The organism is Burkholderia sp. BCC1977 (assembly GCF_905339595.1).
In the GTDB taxonomy this organism is placed as follows: domain Bacteria; phylum Pseudomonadota; class Gammaproteobacteria; order Burkholderiales; family Burkholderiaceae; genus Burkholderia.
In genome coordinates, this window is the sequence record NZ_CAJPGQ010000011.1 from 47,854 (window position 1) to 65,837 (window position 17,984).

At 68.3% G+C, this 17,984-nt stretch carries 18 protein-coding genes; 17 read left to right on the forward strand and 1 reads right to left on the reverse strand.

The genetic code is table 11. The features are described 5' to 3' along the window. The first annotated feature begins 14 nt into the window (after positions 1 to 14). Together U5771_RS11925 and U5771_RS11930 are read left to right on the forward strand one after the other, a co-directional pair. Positions 15 to 866 carry a serine protease gene (locus tag U5771_RS11925; RefSeq protein WP_322024151.1) on the forward strand — a complete coding sequence of 284 codons (852 nt, stop codon included), beginning with the start codon at positions 15 to 17 and terminating at the stop codon, positions 864 to 866. A 269-nt stretch (positions 867 to 1,135) separates the two neighbouring features. After that, on the forward strand, positions 1,136 to 2,080 hold the full coding sequence (locus U5771_RS11930) for an IclR family transcriptional regulator (protein WP_322024152.1): 945 nt from the start codon (positions 1,136 to 1,138) through the stop codon (positions 2,078 to 2,080). 93 nt (positions 2,081 to 2,173) lie between these two features. Here U5771_RS11930 and U5771_RS11935 read toward each other — a convergent pair whose 3' ends face one another. After that, entirely contained in the window at positions 2,174 to 3,253 is a 1,080-nt protein-coding gene (locus U5771_RS11935; RefSeq protein ID WP_322024153.1) for a porin, read from the reverse strand. Positions 3,254 to 3,702: 449 nt separating this feature from the next. Between U5771_RS11935 and U5771_RS11940 the strand changes: the two genes are divergently transcribed. The 15 genes from U5771_RS11940 (at position 3,703) to U5771_RS12010 (ending at position 17,903) form a co-directional block, all read left to right on the forward strand. Next, on the forward strand, positions 3,703 to 4,020 hold the full coding sequence (locus U5771_RS11940; protein ID WP_006758060.1) for a non-heme iron oxygenase ferredoxin subunit: 318 nt from the start codon (positions 3,703 to 3,705) through the stop codon (positions 4,018 to 4,020). A 1-nt stretch (position 4,021) separates the two neighbouring features. Beyond that, positions 4,022 to 4,333 (forward strand): recombinase-like helix-turn-helix domain-containing protein, encoded by a 312-nt coding sequence (locus U5771_RS11945; protein WP_059783038.1) that lies wholly within the window; start codon positions 4,022 to 4,024, stop codon positions 4,331 to 4,333. 54 nt (positions 4,334 to 4,387) lie between these two features. After that, positions 4,388 to 5,458 carry an aromatic ring-hydroxylating dioxygenase subunit alpha gene (locus U5771_RS11950; RefSeq protein ID WP_322024154.1) on the forward strand — a complete coding sequence of 357 codons (1,071 nt, stop codon included), beginning with the start codon at positions 4,388 to 4,390 and terminating at the stop codon, positions 5,456 to 5,458. Next, entirely contained in the window at positions 5,451 to 6,221 is a 771-nt protein-coding gene (locus U5771_RS11955) for an SDR family oxidoreductase (RefSeq protein WP_322024155.1), read from the forward strand. Before U5771_RS11950 ends, U5771_RS11955 begins: the two co-directional genes overlap by 8 nt. 29 nt (positions 6,222 to 6,250) lie before the next feature. After that, positions 6,251 to 6,778, forward strand: a complete 528-nt coding sequence (locus U5771_RS11960; RefSeq protein WP_174925809.1) for a cupin domain-containing protein — start codon at positions 6,251 to 6,253, stop codon at positions 6,776 to 6,778. Positions 6,779 to 6,796: 18 nt separating this feature from the next. Continuing rightward, on the forward strand, positions 6,797 to 7,708 hold the full coding sequence (locus U5771_RS11965; RefSeq protein ID WP_322024156.1) for an alpha/beta fold hydrolase: 912 nt from the start codon (positions 6,797 to 6,799) through the stop codon (positions 7,706 to 7,708). Positions 7,709 to 7,769: 61 nt separating this feature from the next. Further along, the gene (locus tag U5771_RS11970) at positions 7,770 to 8,630 is read left to right on the forward strand and encodes an IclR family transcriptional regulator (RefSeq protein WP_322024157.1); all 861 of its coding nucleotides are present in this window, start codon (positions 7,770 to 7,772) and stop codon (positions 8,628 to 8,630) included. After that, positions 8,627 to 9,424 carry an SDR family oxidoreductase gene (locus tag U5771_RS11975; protein WP_322024158.1) on the forward strand — a complete coding sequence of 266 codons (798 nt, stop codon included), beginning with the start codon at positions 8,627 to 8,629 and terminating at the stop codon, positions 9,422 to 9,424. The genes U5771_RS11970 and U5771_RS11975 overlap by 4 nt, the downstream gene beginning before the upstream one ends. Beyond that, positions 9,417 to 11,084, forward strand: a complete 1,668-nt coding sequence (locus tag U5771_RS11980; protein ID WP_322024159.1) for a thiamine pyrophosphate-binding protein — start codon at positions 9,417 to 9,419, stop codon at positions 11,082 to 11,084. Before U5771_RS11975 ends, U5771_RS11980 begins: the two co-directional genes overlap by 8 nt. Next, on the forward strand, positions 11,077 to 11,904 hold the full coding sequence (locus tag U5771_RS11985) for an aspartate dehydrogenase (protein ID WP_322024160.1): 828 nt from the start codon (positions 11,077 to 11,079) through the stop codon (positions 11,902 to 11,904). Before U5771_RS11980 ends, U5771_RS11985 begins: the two co-directional genes overlap by 8 nt. Positions 11,905 to 12,019: 115 nt before the next feature. Then, positions 12,020 to 13,510: an aldehyde dehydrogenase gene (locus U5771_RS11990; RefSeq protein ID WP_322024161.1), complete on the forward strand. Its 1,491-nt coding sequence runs from the start codon at positions 12,020 to 12,022 to the stop codon at positions 13,508 to 13,510. Between the two features lie 18 nt (positions 13,511 to 13,528). Then, positions 13,529 to 14,491 (forward strand): VOC family protein, encoded by a 963-nt coding sequence (locus U5771_RS11995; RefSeq protein ID WP_322024162.1) that lies wholly within the window; start codon positions 13,529 to 13,531, stop codon positions 14,489 to 14,491. Next, positions 14,488 to 15,723 (forward strand): NAD(P)/FAD-dependent oxidoreductase, encoded by a 1,236-nt coding sequence (locus U5771_RS12000; protein ID WP_322024163.1) that lies wholly within the window; start codon positions 14,488 to 14,490, stop codon positions 15,721 to 15,723. Before U5771_RS11995 ends, U5771_RS12000 begins: the two co-directional genes overlap by 4 nt. A gap of 28 nt (positions 15,724 to 15,751) precedes the next feature. Beyond that, the gene (locus U5771_RS12005) at positions 15,752 to 17,152 is read left to right on the forward strand and encodes an MFS transporter (RefSeq protein ID WP_322024164.1); all 1,401 of its coding nucleotides are present in this window, start codon (positions 15,752 to 15,754) and stop codon (positions 17,150 to 17,152) included. A gap of 199 nt (positions 17,153 to 17,351) precedes the next feature. Continuing rightward, positions 17,352 to 17,903 (forward strand): GNAT family N-acetyltransferase, encoded by a 552-nt coding sequence (locus U5771_RS12010; RefSeq protein ID WP_322024165.1) that lies wholly within the window; start codon positions 17,352 to 17,354, stop codon positions 17,901 to 17,903. The last annotated feature ends 81 nt before the right edge of the window (positions 17,904 to 17,984 follow it).

Consider the following 17,984-nt stretch of genomic DNA (forward strand, 5'->3'; position numbering starts at 1 on the left):
GTAACGTGACGCGGGTGGGCGTCGCCGTTTGCGTGCTGCCGGTCGGCGTGCGGCGTGTCGTGCAGATGGCGGCGTTGGCGTTGGCTACTGGCTTCGCGTTGCCACAGGACGCCGGGGCTGAACCGGCCGTGCTGCTCGCGGCATACGCATCCGTATCTTCATCTTCATCCGCGTCAGCATCAGCGCCGACACCGACACCGGCGGCAGCAGCGACGGCATACCCCGACGCCACCACCCTCGACGTAAACGCCACCGGCATCTTCATCAACGACGCCGGCGACGTGCTGACCGCAAGGCACGCCGTCGCCGAATGCCGAAGCCTGTTCGTGATCAAGGACACACGTGTCGCGCGGGCCCGGGTCAAGACACTCGGCACCGATCGCGATCTCGCAGTCGTCAGCAGCGCGCTGCGGCCGTTGCTCCCAGCGGCATTCGCGCACACGCCACCCGGCAGCGGCGCGCAACCCGTCTTCGCGGCCGGCTACGACGCGCTGCGCCGGATGCCCGACCGCGCGGCGGCGGTCTTCAACGGACTGACACGCCCCGGCGCGGCGCGCGCCGGCGATCTCACGCTGCTGCTGCCGGCGACCCACGGCGCGAGCGGCGCGGCCGTGCTCGACCGGGCGGGGCGCGTGATCGGCGTCGTCACCGATCGCGCCGACGTGTCGGCCGGCGACCCGCGCGCGGTCGCGGCGCGCGCCGATGCCGCGCGTTACGTGATCGCGGTGCCGGTCGATGCCGTCAAGACCTTCCTGCGCGTCAACGGCATTCCGTATGAAGAAACCGACGCGCCGCAACTCGAACCGCTGCAACCGCATGCCGCGCGCGCGGCGACGTTGCAGGTCGGGATCCTGTGCGGCGGTTGACGACCGCCGGCCCATCGCGCGAGCCACCGCATCGTTCGCCGCCGGCCGCCGCACCCGGCGACGTTCCGGTGGGCAGTCCTGTCTATCGCTGTTATCCTTTCGATCGCATCAGGCTATATGACCGTCCGGCTGTCGGGTCGGGCGCGCCGGGCCGTCGGCCGCCTGCGCCGGATCGTGTTGATCCGGCCCGGTCGAAAATCCATAATCAAGCATTGCGGGTCATTCGTGAACGCTTCCATTCCGTCCATGTGCACAGGGTCAATCCAACGATGAGCGGCGCATCGAAACCGCCGGCGAAGCCGGCAAGCGCGCCGCGCACGACAGCCGGCGACGACGTCGGCCACGACGCGTCGAAGCAGGGTGCGGGCGATGAAGAATCGTCCGGCGGCGCGTCGTCGTATCTGGTGCCGGGCCTCGAACGCGGGCTGCGGATCCTCGCCGAATTCTCCGCGCGCGAGCCGGTGCTCGGTGCGCCCGAGCTGTCGAAGCGGATCGGCATCCCGCGCACGACCACCTTCCGCCTGCTGCAGACGCTCGAGGCGCTCGGCTTCCTCGAGCGCGTGAACGGTGACCGCTATTTCCGGCTCGGCGTCGGTGTGCTGCGGCTCGGCTTCGAATACCTGAACTCGCTGGAACTGACCGATCTCGGCACGCCCGTGCTCGAACGGCTGCGCGACGCGACGGGCCTGTCGACGCACCTGCTGATCCGTGACCAGCGCGATGTCGTGTTCGTCGCGAAGGCGCAGAGCAACACGTCGCTGTTCGGTTCGGTGAAGGTGCACGTCGGCACGCGGCTGCCCGCGCATGCGACCGTGCACGGCCACGTGCTGATGGGCGACCTCACGCGCGACGCGCTGCGCCAGCTCTATCCGGAAAAGCGGCTCGAACAGTTCACCGAGCGCACGCCGGGCACCGTCGACGAGCTGTACGAGCGCGTGCGTCACTACGCGCGGCTCGGCTACGCGGTCAGCGAGGCCGCGTTCGAGAGCGGCATCTCGGCCGTGACCGCGCCCGTGCGCGACCATTCGGGCGCGATCGTCGCGGCGATCACCGCGACGGTGCCGCGCTCGGAGATCGGCGAGGCCGGCGAGAAGGAACGGCTCGTCGAAGCGGTGTGCGGCGCGGCGGTCGACCTGTCGCAGCGACTGAACTACCGGCCGCTGGAAAGCGACCCGACGTTCGCGCACGCGCGCCACCGGGTCGCGATGTTCTGACCGGTCGAGCGGCTTTGCCGATCACCAGCGAAAAGAGCAGCCCGCGGGCTGCTCTTTGCGTTTCCGGCCTCGGGCGCGTGCGCCCGCCGCCGTTCAGAACGAGTGGTGGATGCCGGTCAGCACGATCACCTGGTTCGCGGTGCTCGACGCGCCGGCCGTGAAGAACGCGGCCTTCGCGCCGCCCGAACCGTGCTCGTAAAGCACGTTCGCGTACAGCTGCGTGCGCTTGGACAGCGAATAGATGTCGCCGAGCTCGACCTGCGTCCAGCGGCGGCCGGCCAGCGTCGTGGTCGCCGCGCCGCCCGCGATCGTGTTGAACGCGCTGCTGCGGTAGTTCACGCCGGCGTCGTAGCTCTGGAACGTGTCGGAAAACCCGTTCGACTGCATCTTCGTGCGCGTGTAGAGGCCGTGCACGAGGAAGTCGCCGAACTGGTAGGACGCGCCCGCGCCGATGTTCTCGACCTTGTTCGCGATGTAGCCGTTCGCGGTGTTCTGCCCCTGGAACGACGCGATGCCCGTCTGGCCGATCAGGATCGAGCGGTCGTGCTCGTTCGAGTAGACGGCCGACGCCTTGAACGGCCCGTTCGCATAGTTCAGCGCGACGCCGACCGACTTGCCGGTCGAGAAGTTCGTCGTGTTGCCGAGCGCCATCGCCGCCGCGGCCGAGAAGCCCGCGAAGCTCGGCGAACGGTACTTGACCGCGTTGTTGTACGGCACGTTGCCGGTCGCGGCGAGCCCGTCGATGTTGCCCGGGTGGAACGCATACCAGCTCATCGCGAGGTACGCGGTGCTGAGCGGATCGAGATAGTCGAACGACAGCGGCGTCTGGCGGCCGAGCGTCAGCGTGCCGTAGCGCTCCGAGCTGAGGCCGACGAATGCCGCGCGGTTCCAGATGGTGTTCGCGGTCGCGAACTGGCCGTTGTTCGTATAGAAGCCGTTTTCGAGCTGGAAGATCGCCGACAGGCCGCTGCCCAGGTCTTCCTTGCCTTTCAGGCCCCACCGATCGGGCTGCGTGTTGCCCTGGATCATCGCCCACTTCGCATGGCCGCCGACGTTGTTCACATAGGCGACGCCGGCATCCATGCTGCCGTACAGCACCACGCTGCTCTGTGCCCAGGCGCCCGACATCGCGCCCACTCCGATGATTGCTGCTGCTACCGCGTGCTTGACCATTTGATCTCCTGACTCTCCAAACCTGATGGAAAACGTGCCGTGGCGGCGGGCGCGGGGGACGGCCGGCCGTCGCGCGTTCTTCACCACCGAGCGGGCATTTTCATGTTCCATATAAGGAACAGCGTGCCTCTGATGGAATGGAGTATAGAGGCGTCGTACGCCGGATCAAAAATAAATTTATCGGGCCGGATGGGGGTGAGGACGATCCGCAACACGGGATCGAGCGTCCTGAAAAAAGGACTTAAATCCCCGCCACAAAACAAAAAATCACAGTTGATGGGATGGGCGGCGGCGATCGTCAACCCGGCGGTCGGTGTTTTCCCTAGGACATGCAGCTTTTTGTTTTACTCGTGGAAAGTCGCTCCTATAATCACCATCCATAAACTGCTGTTCCGGATATGGAACAAATCCGGAGCGAACCGAGAGTCGATCAGAAGGAAGGGTGTGAGATGTCTGAACAATGGGTTTGCGCCGGGCACGCCGGCGCGCTGTCGGAAGACACGCCGATCGAGTTCAAGCGGACCGACGGCGTCGAAATCGGGATCTACCGCGTCGGCGACGAGGTGTATGCGCTCGAGAACGTGTGCCCGCATGCCTACGCGCTGCTGACGCAGGGGTTCGTCGACGAAGGCACGGTCGAATGTCCGCTGCACGAGGCCGTGTTCGACATCAAGACGGGCGAATGCCTGAAGGGCCCGGGCGGGCGCGCGCTGAAGCAGTACGCGGTGCGTCTTGCCGGCGAGGAAATCCAGATCAAGGTGGAATGACATGAAAGAAGCGACCGTCAACTTCAATCCCTTCCTGAAGCCGTGGGTGGCCCCGCAGCCGAACAACGTCGCCGGCAAGGGGCAGATCGAGATCCCGGGCCAGGTCGAGAACCAGGTCTGGCAGAACCGCAAGGCCGAGCCGACCCAGTACGAGAACGACCTCGGCGATGCGCTCGAACGCGTGTTCGAGAGCGGCGCGACCGAGCTGGACGATGTCGTCGCGGGCCTGAACCGCATCGGCTTCCGCGCGCCGGACGGCACGGCGTGGACGGCCGAGCGCTTCCGCGCCGAAATGGCCTCGCTGGCGGAATGAGCGCGCGCGCCGCGTGACCGCCGACCCGACGACAACCGCATCCGGAGCACACTGATGACGTCCCCCGCACAACACGAAGTCCAACACGACCCGGTCCGCGACTATCTCGATCGCGGCATTAAGAACTACTGGTATCCCGTCGCCCCGAGCTGGCAGGTGTCGAACGCGCCCGTCGGCCTCACGCGCCTGTCCGAGCAGATCGTGCTGTGGCGCGATCACGAGGGCAAGGTCCACGCGCTGGAAGATCGCTGCCCGCACCGCGGCGCGCGCCTGTCGCTCGGCTGGAACCTCGGTGGCAACATCGCCTGCTGGTATCACGGCATCGAGGTCGACGGCGGCGGCACGGTCAATCGCGTGCCGGCGGTCGCGAACTGTCCGCTCGAAGGCACGAAGTGCGTGAAGTCGTATCCGGTCGAGGAGAAGGCCGGCGCGATCTTCCTGTGGTTCGGCGACGAAGCGCACGGCGAGCCGGCACCGCTGAACCTGCCGGAAGAACTGGTCGCCGACGAATACGGCCACTTCCTGTGCGTGTCGAACTGGAAGTGCAATTACCAGTACGCGATCGACAACGTGATGGACCCGATGCACGGCGCGTACCTGCACGCGACGTCGCACTCGATGGCCGAAGGCGACAAGCAGGCCGACATGCGCGTGCGCAAGACGGAAACGGGCCTGATGTTCGAGAAGATCGGCCAGCGCGACGTGAACTTCGACTGGGTCGAGCTCGGCGAAACCGGCTGCCTGTGGATGCGCCTCGCGATTCCGTACAAGCAGAAGTTCGGCCCGGGCGGCAACTTCGGGATCATCGGCTTCGCGACGCCGGTCGACGGCGACAACTGCCAGGTCTACTTCTGGCGTACCCGCAAGGTCAGCGGCTGGCAGCGCGACGTGTGGCGCTTCATGTACCGCAACCGCCTCGAGGGCCTGCACTGGGACGTGCTCGAGCAGGACCGCTACGTCCTCGAAAGCCTCGCGCCGCACGCACGCGATCACGAATACCTGTATCAGCACGACGTCGGCATCACGCGCGTGCGCCGGATGCTGCGCCAGCGTGCGCAGGAACACCTGTCCGCGCTCGACGCGCATCGCGCGGCGCACGCCGCATCGGAGCCCGCGAATGGCTGAGTTCGCACCGGTCGTGTCGCTGCCGGGGCGCCGTGTGCTCGTCACGGGCGGCGCGCGCGGCCTCGGCGCCGCGTTCGTGAAGGCGCTGGTCACCGCGGGCGCGCAGGTCGCGTTCGGCGACGTGCTCGTCGAAGAGGGCCGCGCGCTGGCCGCGCAGCTCGCGCAAGCCGGCCACACCGCGCATTTCTTCGCGCTCGACCTGGCCGATCCGGCGAGCGTCGACGCATTCGTCGCGCAGGGCGCGGCGGCGCTCGGCGGCATCGACGCGCTGATCAACAACGCGGCGATCACGAACTCGGGCGGCAAGCTGTCGACGGAACTCGACGTGTCGACCTGGGATGCCGTGATGAACGTGAACGTGCGCGGCGTGTGGCTCGTCAGCAATGCGGCGCTGCCGCACCTCGCGCAATCGGGCCGCGGCGCGATCGTGAACCTCGCATCGGACACCGCGCTGTGGGGCGCGCCGAAGCTCCTCGCGTACGTCGCCAGCAAGGGCGCCGTGATCGCGATGACGCATGCGCAGGCCCGCGAGTTCGGCGCGCACGGCGTGACGGTCAACGCGATTGCGCCGGGGCTCACCGAAGTCGAGGCGACGGCCTACGTGCCGGCGGAGCGCCACGCGTTCTACATGCAGGGCCGCGCGCTGACGCGCGCGCAGGTGCCCGAGGACGTGACGGGCCCCGTGCTGTTCCTGCTGTCGGACGGCGCGCGCTTCGTGACGGGTCAACTGCTGCCGGTGAACGGCGGCTTCGTAATGAATTGAAGTTTTCACTCTGAATGAAGGAGAGGACGATGGCGGACGCAGATCTGGAACGCAAGTCGTGGGACCAGCCGGAAGAAGCAAGCTTCGGCGACTGGATGGAAGGGCGTGTCGCGCGCTACGCGACGCGGCGCTACGACTGGGACGCACTGAAGTTCCAGGCCGACTACGACCCGAAGTACCGCCGTGCGCAGATGCGCTACGTCGGCACGGGCGGCACGGGCGTCGCGAAGGACGTCAACACGGTGCCGGCCGGCAACTTCACGTTCTCGACGATGGTCATCCCGGCCGGCAACATCGGCCCGAGCCACATCCACATCGACGTCGAGGAAATCTTCTTCGTGCTGCGCGGCAAGATGAAGGTGATCTGCGAGCGCGACGGCGAGACCTGGGAAGCGATCCTCGGCGAGCGCGACCTGATCTCGGTGCCGCCGGGCGTGTACCGCACGGAAATCAACATCGGCGAGGAAGACGCGCTGATGTGCGTGATGCTCGGTTCGCCGAAGCCCATCACGCCGACGTATCCGCCGGATTCGCCGCTCGCGAAGATCAAGCGCTGAGACGGGGCGGAGCAAGCAATGCGTGTCATCGACAAACGTGAACGCGACCGCACCGCGGCGTTCGCCGCGCTGCTCGGGCAGTTTCCCGAACAGCGCTGCGCGGCCGGCGCGGCGGGCACGATCGGCTACCGTGAGGCTGGCGCAGGCGAGGCCGGCGCGCGGCATGCAGGCCGCGCGCTGCCCGTCGTGCTGCTGCACGGGATCGGCTCGGGCGCCGCATCGTGGGTGTGCCAGCTCGACACGCTCGGCGCGTCGCGCCGCGTGCTCGCGTGGGACGCGCCCGGCTACGGCGTGTCGACCCCCGTGCACGGCGCGTCGCCGGCGGCCGCCGATTACGCGGCGTCGCTGAACGCGTGGCTCGAGGCACTCGGCATCGAACGCTGCGTGCTGGTCGGGCATTCGCTCGGCGCGATCATCGCGGGCGGGTTGGCCCGCGTGATGCCCGCGCGAATCGCCGGCCTGCTGCTGATCTCGCCCGCGGGCGGCTACGGCAGCGCGCCCGCGGAAACGCGCGACACGCGCCGCGATGCGCGCCTCGCCATGCTCGAGGAGCTCGGCCCGGCCGGGCTCGCCGAGCAGCGCAGCGGCAACATGCTGTCGGGCAACGCGTCCGAGGAGGCGCGTGCATGGGTGCGCTGGAACATGGCGCGCATCGTGCCGGCCGGCTATGCGCAGGCCACGCATCTGCTCGCGAACGCCGATCTCGCGTCCGATCTCGCCGGCTTTCGCGGCCGCACGGCGGTGGCGGTCGGCGCGAACGACGCGATCACGCCGCCCGCCGCGTGCGAGCGGATCGCCGCGGCCGCGCACGTCGGGCTGCAGGTGATTCCGCAGGCCGGTCATGCGGGTTACGTGGAAGCGCCGGCGGTCTATTCGTCGCTGATCGACACGTTCTGCCGTCAATGCGACCGTCAACGGGGGCTCGAATGAACTACCCCCATCCCCGGCATGCAGGCCGCCGTGCCCTTGGGGCGGCCCGGCGGGAGGCATCATGAGCGAACCGTTGCAACAACAACAGGATGCGGACGCCGCGAAGTCCGAGGCCAACTACGTGGTGCCGGGCCTCGAACGCGGACTGCGGATCCTCGCCGAATTCTCGCCGCGCGAGCCGGTGCTCGGCGCGCCGGAATTGTCCAAGCGCCTCGGCATTCCGCGCACGACGGTGTTCCGTCTGCTGCAGACGCTCGAATCGCTCGGCTTTCTCGAGCGTGCGGACAAGGATCGCAACTACAAGCTCGGCATCGCCGTGCTGCGGCTCGGCTTCGAATACCTGAGCTCGCTCGAGCTGACCGATCTCGGCTTGCCGGTGATCGAGAGCCTGCGCGACGCGACCGGCTTCACGACGCATATCGTGATCCGCGACGGCCGCGACGTGGTGTTCGTCGCGAAGGCGCAGAGCCAGTCGCCGGTGTTCAGCTCGATTCGCGTGAACGTCGGCACGCGGCTGCCCGCGCATGCGACGACCCACGGCCACGTGCTGATGGGCGACCTGTCGCTTCAGGCGCTGCGTGCGCTGTATCCGGAAGGCACGCTGAACCGGATGACGAGCGCGACGCCGGAATCGGTCGACGCGTTGTACGACGTGATCCGCGAGGATGCGCTGCGCGGCTACGGCGTCAGCAATTCGTCGTTCGAGCGCGGTATCTCGGTGGTCACGGCGCCGGTGCGCAACGACACGCAGAAGATCGTCGCGTGCATCACGGTGACGGTGCCGCGGCCGGAGATCGACGCGGCGCTGATCGCCGACGGCCTGATCGACAAGGTGCAGCGCGCGGCGGCGGAACTGTCGCGGCGGCTCAATTACCGCTCGGACGACGAGCACACGTTTCTCAAAGCTTTAGGACTCCGATGATTCAGATCGACTTGACCGGGCAAATGGCGGTGGTGACGGGCGGTTCGTCCGGCATCGGCCTCGCGACTGCCGAGCGGTTCCTGCAAGCCGGCGCGTCGGTCGCGATTTGCGGCCGCGACGGCGAACGCCTCGCGCGCGCCGAAGCGAGGCTCGGCGCGCAATACCCGGGCGCGCAACTGCTCGCCGTGCGCTGCAACGTGCTCGACGAAGCCGACGTGGCCGCGTTCGCGCAAGCGGTGTCCGACCGCTTCGGCCGGGCCGACATGCTCGTCAACAACGCGGGCCAGGGCCGCGTGTCGACGTTCGCCGACACGACCGACGACGCGTGGCGCGAAGAACTCGAACTGAAGTACTTCAGCATCATTCGTCCGACTCGCGCGTTCCTGCCGCTGCTGCGCGACGCGCAGGCGCCGACGATCACCTGCGTGAACTCGCTGCTCGCGCTGCAGCCGGAGCCGCACATGGTCGCGACGTCGTCGGCGCGCGCGGGCGTGCTGAGCCTCGTGAAGTCGCTCGCGACCGAACTGGCGCCGCAGCGCATCCGCGTGAACTCGATCCTGATCGGCATCGTCGAGTCGGGTCAGTGGCGCCGCCGCTACGAAGCGCAGGCGCAGGCCGGCGAAAGCTGGGAGGACTGGACGGGCGCGCTCGCCCGCAAGAAGAACATTCCGCTGAACCGCTTCGGCAAGCCCGACGAGGCAGCCTGGGCACTTTTTTATCTCGCAACGCATCTGTCGTCTTACACGACGGGCAGCCATATCGACGTTTCTGGAGGCTTTGCACGCCATGTCTAAAAAAACCACGGTTGGCGAGCTGATTGCCGCCTTTCTCGAGCAGTGCGACGTCAAAACCGCATTCGGTGTCATCTCGATCCACAACATGCCGATCCTCGACGCGATCAACTCGCGCGGCAACATCCGGTATGTCGGCGCGCGCGGTGAAGCGGGCGCGGTGAACATGGCCGACGGCCTGGCCCGTGTGTCGGGCGGCCTCGGCGTCGCGTTCACGAGCACGGGCACGGCGGCGGGCAACGCGGCCGGCGCGATGGTCGAGGCACTGACGGCCGGCACGGCGCTGCTGCACATCACGGGGCAGATCGAGACGCCGTACCTCGACCAGGATCTGGCCTACATCCACGAAGCGCCGGACCAGCTCACGATGCTCGACGCGATCTCGAAGGCCGCGTTCCGCGTGCGCACGGTCGAAACCGTGCTGCCGACGATCCGCGAAGCGGTGCGCATCGCGCAGACCGCGCCGACGGGCCCCGTGTCGGTCGAGATTCCGATCGACATCCAGGCTGCCGAAATCGAATGGCCGGACGACCTCGCACCGGCGCACGTCGCGGTGCGCGAGCACGACGACGCCCGCGTCGCGAAACTCGCCGACGCGCTGGCGGCCAAGCGCCGTCCGCTGCTGTGGCTCGGCGGCGGCGCGCGCCACGCACGGGCGGAAGTCGAACGCCTGGTGAAGCTCGGCTTCGGCGTCGTGACGAGCGTGCAGGGCCGCGGCGTGCTGCCGGAAGATCATCCGGCGACGCTCGGCGCGTTCAACGTGCATTCGGCCGTCGAAGCGTTCTACAAGACCTGCGACGCGCTCGTCGTGGTCGGCTCGCGCCTGCGCGGCAACGAGACGCTGAAGTACAAGCTCGCGCTGCCGCAGCCGCTGTTCCGCGTCGACGCCGATGCGCTCGCCGACAACCGCGGCTATCGCAACGAGCTGTTCGTGCACGGCGATTCGAAGCGCGTGCTGGCCGAGCTGGCCGATCGTCTCGAAGGCCGCCTGTCCGTCGATCCGCAATTCGCGGCCGACCTCGCGGCGGCGCGCGAGCAGGCCGTCGCCAGCGTGGCGGAAGGTCTCGGCCCGTACAAGAAGCTGGTCGACACGCTGCAGGGCGCGGTGGGCCGCGACTACAACTGGGTGCGCGACGTGACGATCTCGAACAGCACGTGGGGCAACCGCCTGCTGAAGATCTTCGAACCGCGCGCGGGCGTGCATGCGCTCGGCGGCGGCATCGGCCAGGGCATCCAGATGGGCATCGGCGCGGCGCTGGCCGGCTCCGCGGCGAAGACGGTCTGCCTGGTCGGCGACGGCGGCCTGATGGTCAACGTCGGCGAGCTCGTGACGGCCGTGCAGGAAAACGCGAACGTGATGATCGTGCTGATGAACGACCAGTGCTACGGCGTGATCCGCAACATCCAGGACGCGCACTACGGCGGCCGCCGCTGCTTCGTGCAGCTGCACCAGCCCGATTTCGCGCAGTTCTGCGCGAGCTTCGGCCTCACGCACTACCGGATCACGTCGCTCGACCAGGCGGAAGCGATCGTGCGCGAAGGGATCGCCAAGGAAGGGCCGGTGATGGTCGAAGTCGACATGCTGTCGGTCGGCTCGTTCGCGTCGGCATTCGCGGGCCCGCCGGTGAAGAAGGAAGCGCCGTCGGAGCGCCAGTATGCATAACGGCCAGGGACACGGGCATGCGCCCGTCGACGTCGCGATGATCGGCTTCGGCGCGATCGGCGCCGCCGTGTATCACGCGGTCGAGCACGATGCGGCGTTGCGCGTCGCGCACGTGATCGTGCCCGAGCATCAGCGCGACGCGGTGCAGCGTGAGCTCGGCGGTGCGGTGGAGGTCGTGTCGTCGGTCGACGCGCTGGCCCGCCGCCCCGAGTTCGCGCTCGAATGCGCGGGTCACAGCGCGCTCGTCGATCACGTCGTGCCGCTGCTGAAGGCCGGCACCGACTGTGCGGTCGCGTCGATCGGCGCGTTGTCAGATCTCGCGCTGCTCGACGTGCTGTCGCGGGCGGCCGACGAAGGCGATGCGACGCTCACGCTGCTGTCCGGCGCGATCGGCGGGATCGACGCGCTGGCGTCCGCGAAGCAGGGCGGCCTCGACGAGGTGCTGTACGTCGGCCGCAAGCCGCCGCTCGGCTGGCTCGGCACGCCCGCCGAGGCACTGTGCGACCTGCGTGCGATGACCGAAGAGAAGGTGATCTTCGAAGGCACCGCACGCGACGCCGCGCGGCTGTATCCGAAGAACGCGAACGTCGCGGCGACGGTCGCGCTCGCCGGCCTCGGCCTCGACGCGACGCGCGTGCGCCTGATCGCCGATCCGGCCGTCGCGCGCAACGTGCACCGCATCACCGCACGCGGCGCGTTCGGCGAGATGTCGCTCGAAATGAGCGGCAAGCCGTTGCCCGACAACCCGAAGACGTCCGCATTGACCGCGTACTGCGCGATCCGCGCGCTGCGCAACCGCGCGGCCCGCTGCGTGATCTGAGCGGACCATCCGGCAAACCGGCCAACGCGGCCAACGCGCCCATTCGGGCCATTGAACGGCCGCCTGCGCCACGGCGCGGGCGGCTGCGCAGAGACAGATTTGTGGGACTTGTGACATGACTTCATTCGATACGAGCCTCGTACCCAACGGCGACATCCTGATCGGCGGCGAGTGGCGGCGCGGTCGTGGCGCGCCTTACGCGAGCATCTATCCGGCCGACCAGTCGCTGAACATGGAAGTCTCGACGGCGAACGCGGAAGACGCGGCCGAAGCCGTCGTGGCCGCCGACGCCGCGTGGCGTCGCGCCGACTGGGCCGGCCTCAAGCCGCACCAGCGCGCGCTGGTGCTGTACCGGATCGCCGACCTGATCATGCAGCGTCACGAGGCGCTCGCGAACCTGCAGCGCCGCGACAACGGCAAGCCGATCGGCGAGACGCGCGTGCTGGTGGCAAGCGCGGCCAACACGTTCCGCTATTTCGCGGCATGCCTGGAAACGCTCGACGAAGAGCTGACGCCGTCGCGCGGCGACTACCTGACGATGAGCGTGCATGAGCCGATCGGCGTGATCGCGGCGATCACGCCGTGGAACTCGCCGATCGCGTCCGACGCGCAGAAGCTCGCGCCGGCGCTCGCCGGCGGCAACGCGGTGGTGCTCAAGCCGGCCGAAGTCACGCCGCTCGTGTCGCTCGCGCTGGCCCGCATCTGCGAGGAAGCCGGCGTGCCGAAGGGCGTGCTGAGCGTGCTGCCGGGCAAGGGCTCGGTGATCGGCGACGTGCTGGTGCGTCATCCGCTCGTGAAGAAGGTGTCGTTTACCGGCGGCACCGAAGTGGGCCGCGGTATCGCGCGCATCGCGGCGGACAAGCTGATGCCCGTGTCGCTGGAACTCGGCGGCAAGTCGCCGACGATCGTGTTCGACGACGCGGATCTCGATCACGCGGTCAACGGCGTGCTGTACGGCATCTTCAGCTCGTCGGGCGAAGCGTGCATCGCGGGTTCGCGGCTGTTCGTGCAGCGTTCGGTTTACGACGAGTTCATGAAGCGCCTGGTCGCAGGTGCACGCAAGCTGCGCGTGGGCGACCCGACGCGGCCCGACACGCAGATGGGCCCGCTGATCACCGCGAAGCATCGCGAATCGGTGGAGCGCTACGTCGCGCTCGGGCTGGAAGAAGGCGGCCGCCTGCTGTGCGGCGGCGAGCGGCCGTCGGGCGACGGGCGCGAGGACGGCTTCTTCTACCAGCCGACGATTCTGGAAGGGCTGTCGAACAGCGCGCGCATCTGCCAGGAAGAAATCTTCGGGCCGGTGCTCGTCGCGATGCCGTTCGACGACGAAGCGTCGCTGATCGCGCAGGCGAACGACAGCGTGTTCGGCCTCGCCGCCGGCATCTGGACGCGCGACTACAAGCGCGCATGGCGCATCGCGCGCGCGCTCGAGACGGGCACCGTCTGGATCAACACGTACAAGCTGTTTTCGATCTCCACGCCGTTCTCGGGCTGGAAGGAGAGCGGGATGGGACGCGAGAAGGGCCGTCTCGGCATCCGCGAGTACATGCAGCAGAAGAGCCTCTACTGGGGCTTGAACGACGCGCCGCTGCCGTGGGCGAACTGAGCGAAGGGGAATGACGCAATGAGCATCTTGGGTATCGAGCAGATCACGTACGGTGTCGACGACCTCGCGACGTGCCGGCGCTTTTTCGCCGACTGGGGGCTGAAGGAAGTCGCGCACGACGACACGCGCGCACGCTTCGAGACGCTGAACGGCTGCACCGTGCTGGTCGTCAAGGCCGACGATCCGTCGCTGCCGCCCGCGTTCGAAGCGGGCCCGACGCTGCGTGAAGTCACGTGGGGTGTCGCGACGCAGCAGGAAGTCGATGCGCTGCGCACGAAGCTGGCCGGCCAGCCCGGCTATTACGCACAGGACGATGCGGTCGGCTGCATCGATCCGAACGGGATGGCGATCCGCATCGAGGTGACGCGCAAGCGCGCGCTCGACATCACCGGCTCGCCGTCGAACGTGTGGGGCCAGACGGCGCGGGTCGACCAGCCGAGCCCGATCTATGCGCGCGCCGAGCCGGTCGAAGTCGGGCACGTCGTGTTCTTCACGAACTGCCTCGACGCGCAGGAAAAGTTCTATCACGAGCTGCTCGGTTTCGAGACGTCGGATCGCTATCCGGGCCGCGGCGCGTTCATGCGCTGCGCGCCGCACGGTGGTCACCACGACCTGTTCCTGCTCGCGCTGCCCAATGGCAAGCGCGGCCTGAATCACGTCGCGTTCACCGTGCGCGACATCCACGAAGTGTTCGGCGGCGGCATGCACATCGACCGCTGCGGCTGGGAAACGCAACTCGGCCCGGGGCGTCATCCGGTGTCGTCCGCGTATTTCTGGTACTTCCAGAACCCGGCAGGCGCGCTGATCGAGTACTACGCGGACGAAGACGTGCTGACGCCCGAATGGCAGCCGCGCGAATTCGAGCCGGGCCCGACCGTGTTCGCCGAATGGGCCGTCGACGGCGGCCTCGACGGCAACACGCGCCGGCAGAAGAACGCGAAGGCGCCGGAAGGCAAGTTCATGACGGAGCGGAAATCATGACCGAAGCGAATACGCAGGCGCCGGGCACGGTCGTCGTGATCGGCGGCGGCCAGGCCGCCGGCTGGGTGCTGAAGACGCTGCGCGCGGAAGGCTTCGCGGGCCGCCTCGTGATGATCGCCGACGAGCCGCACCTGCCGTACGAGCGTCCGCCGCTGTCGAAGGCCGTGCTGGCCGGCGACGCCGACATCGAGACCGTGCGCGTCGTGCGCCCGGACGAGTTCGACGCGCTGAACGTCGAGGCGTGGCAGCCGGAACGCGCGGCGTCGATCGACCGTGCGCACCGCGTGGTGAAGACCGAAAGCGGCCGCGAGATCGAATACGACCGCCTCGTGATCGCGACCGGCGGCACGTCGCGCCGCTTGCCTGACTCAATCGTAAGGACCCCAAATCTGCATTACCTGCGCACGCTCGACGAAGCGGCCGCGCTCGGCGAGAAGCTGCGCGCGAGCCGGCGTGTGCTCGTGATCGGCGGCGGCTGGATCGGCCTCGAGGTCGCGGCGACCGCGCGCAAGCTCGGTGTCGAGGCCGTCGTCGTCGAAGGCGCGCCGCGGCTGTGCGGCCGCTCGGTGCCGCAGGTCGTGTCGGACTTCCTGCTCGACCTGCATCGCGCGAACGGTGTCGACGTACGCCTCGGCGCGGCGCTCGCATCGCTCGACGCGCAGCCGGACGACGCATCGAAGGTGCGCGCGACGCTTGCGGACGGCACGACGATCGACGCCGATTTCGCGGTGGCCGGCATCGGTCTCGCGCTGAACGCGACGCTGGCGAGCGACGCGGGGCTGGCGATCGGCGACGGCATCGTGGTCGACGAATTCGGTGCGACCAGCGACCCGGCGGTCTTCGCGTGCGGCGACGTCGCGAATCATCACAACGGCTGGCTGAAGCGGCGCGTGCGGCTCGAATCGTGGGCGAACGCGCAGAACCAGGCGATCGCGGCCGCGAAGGCGGTGCTCGGCGTGCGTGCGCCGTACGCGGAGATTCCGTGGTTCTGGTCCGATCAGTACGACGTGAACCTGCAGATCCTCGGCGATCTGCCGGCCGATGCGCAGCTCGTCGTGCGCGGCGATCTCGCCGCGCGCCGCGCGACGCTGTTTTTCCTTGGCGACGGGCATGTGAGAGGTGTCATCGCCATCAACAACGCACGCGAGCTGAAGCTCGCGCGCAAGTGGATGAACCAGGGCCGGGCAGTGGATACGGAAGCCCTGGCGGACACGACCAAAGCGCTTGCCTGACCGGCGAAAGATCCAGGAGACTCCCCGCATGAGTACTTTCGACAACGTCGTGGCCGGCAGGGCCACGATGGAAGCTGCCGCCTCCACGCCCGGCGCGATCATCGCGCGGCTCGAGCGGCTTCCGGCCAACGCGATGCAGATCCGCGCGCGCGTGCTGATCGGCACCGCGACGTTCTTCGACGGCTTCGACGTGATCACGATCGCGGCGACGCTGCCGCTGCTGATTCACAAGTGGGGGCTGTCGCCGACGCAGATCGGCATGCTGATCGCGTCCGGCGCGATCGGCCAGCTGATCGGCGCATTCCTGTTTCCCGCGCTCGCGGAGAAGCACGGCCGCGTGAAGGCGATCGCGTGGAGCTCGGCCGTGATCGGCATCACCAGCATCGCGTGCGGCTTCGCGCCGACGTTCGAGGTGTTCGTGCTGCTGCGGATCTTGCAGGGGCTCGGCCTCGGCGGCGAACTGCCGGTCGCGGCGACGTACATCAACGAAATCACGCGTGCGCACGGCCGCGGCCGCTTCGTGCTGCTGTACGAAATCGTGTTCCCGATCGGCCTGCTGGTGTCGATGGCGCTCGGCGCGTGGCTCGTGCCGCGGTTCGGCTGGGAGATCATGTACTTCGTCGGCGGGCTGCCGCTGATCCTCGCGCTGGTGCTCACGCGTCTCGTGCCGGAATCGCCGCGCTGGCTCGCGTCGCGCGGGCGTCTCCCGGAAGCCGGGCGCGCGGTCGGCGTGTTCGAGGCGTCGGTGCGCGGCGAACTGCCGCCGGTCACGCAGGTGGCCGCGTACGACGAGATGGTGCGCCAGCACCCGAAGCGCCGGATGAGCGACCTGTTCAGCGCCGCGTATCGCAAGCGCACGCTCGCGGTGGCGACGCTGTGGGCGACCTGCGGGTTCATCCAGTACGGGCTGTCCACGTGGCTGCCGACGATCTACAAGAACTTCTATCACGCGCCGCTGCAGCTCGCGCTGAACCTCGCGGTGATCGGCTCGGTGATGGGCGTGCTCGGTTCGCTCGCGTCCGCGCTGCTGGTCGACAAGCTCGGCCGCAAGCCGGTGATCGTGTGGTCGTTCGTGCTGTGCGCGCTGTCGCTGGCGCTCGCGGGCTTCTATCACGCGTCGTCGGTGTACGTCGTCGCGATCTTCTGCTCGCTGTCGCTGGGGCTGATGGCATCGGGCTTCATCACCGCGTACGTCTATACGCCGGAACAATATCCGACGAGCATCCGCGCGTCCGGCTGCGGGCTCGGCAGCGCGTGGCTGAAGATCGCATCGTTCGCGGCGCCGATGATCGTGCCGCACGCGATCATCGGCGGTAATCTCGGGCCGGCGTTCTACCTGATCGGCATCGTGCCGCTGATCGCGGCCGTGACCGTCCATCTCGTCGGGATCGAGACGAAGGGGAAGGTGCTCGAAGCGCTGGAGGCGTAAGCGCGGCCGGCAGTAACGGTTGACGTGGAAGGCCCGGACGATGTCCGGGCCTTTTTTGTTTTCGGGCGATCGCGTGCGTTTGCGCCCGTTTGCGCCCGTTTGCGCTCGATCGCGCGTGCCGGGCAGGGCGCACGCGCGCCATGGCGACGACCGGCGTGCGTGTTCTAATTCACTGTCCCGTTTTTATCCGGTCGTCGCGATGCCCTTGTTCGAACCCGTCACGCTGCATACGTCCCGTCTCGTCCTGCGTCCGCTTCGCGAAACCGACGTGCACGCGTTCTTCGACATCTGGTCCGATGTGGAAGCGATGCGCTACCTCTCGTTCGCGCCGCTCACGGATCCGCGCCAGGCCGCGGAGCGCGTCGCGCGCAACCTGGCGACGACCGCCGGCGGCCAGGATCTCGTCTGCGTGCTCGCAGCGCGGGACACCGGCGACGTGCTCGGCGAATGCGTGCTGTTCCACGCGCACGAGCAATGCCGGCGCGCGGAGATCGGCTTCAGCCTGCGTCGCCGATACTGGCGCGGCGGGTATATGCGCGAGGCGGCATCGGCCGTCATCGAGCACGCATTCGGCGCGCTGCGCCTGAATCGCATCGAGGCCGACATCGATCCGCGCAACGTCGCGTCGGCAGGGTTGCTCGAACGGCTCGGGTTCGTCAGGGAAGGCGTGCTGCGCGAACGCTGGATCGTCGGCGACGAGGTGTCGGACAGCGCGCTGTACGGGCTGCTCGCGAGCGATCGGCGCGGGTGACGCGGCGCCTGCGCTGCGAACGAATGTCGCATCGGCATCGTTCGCGGCGCGGACTAGAGTCGAACGGTAGCGCACGCAACG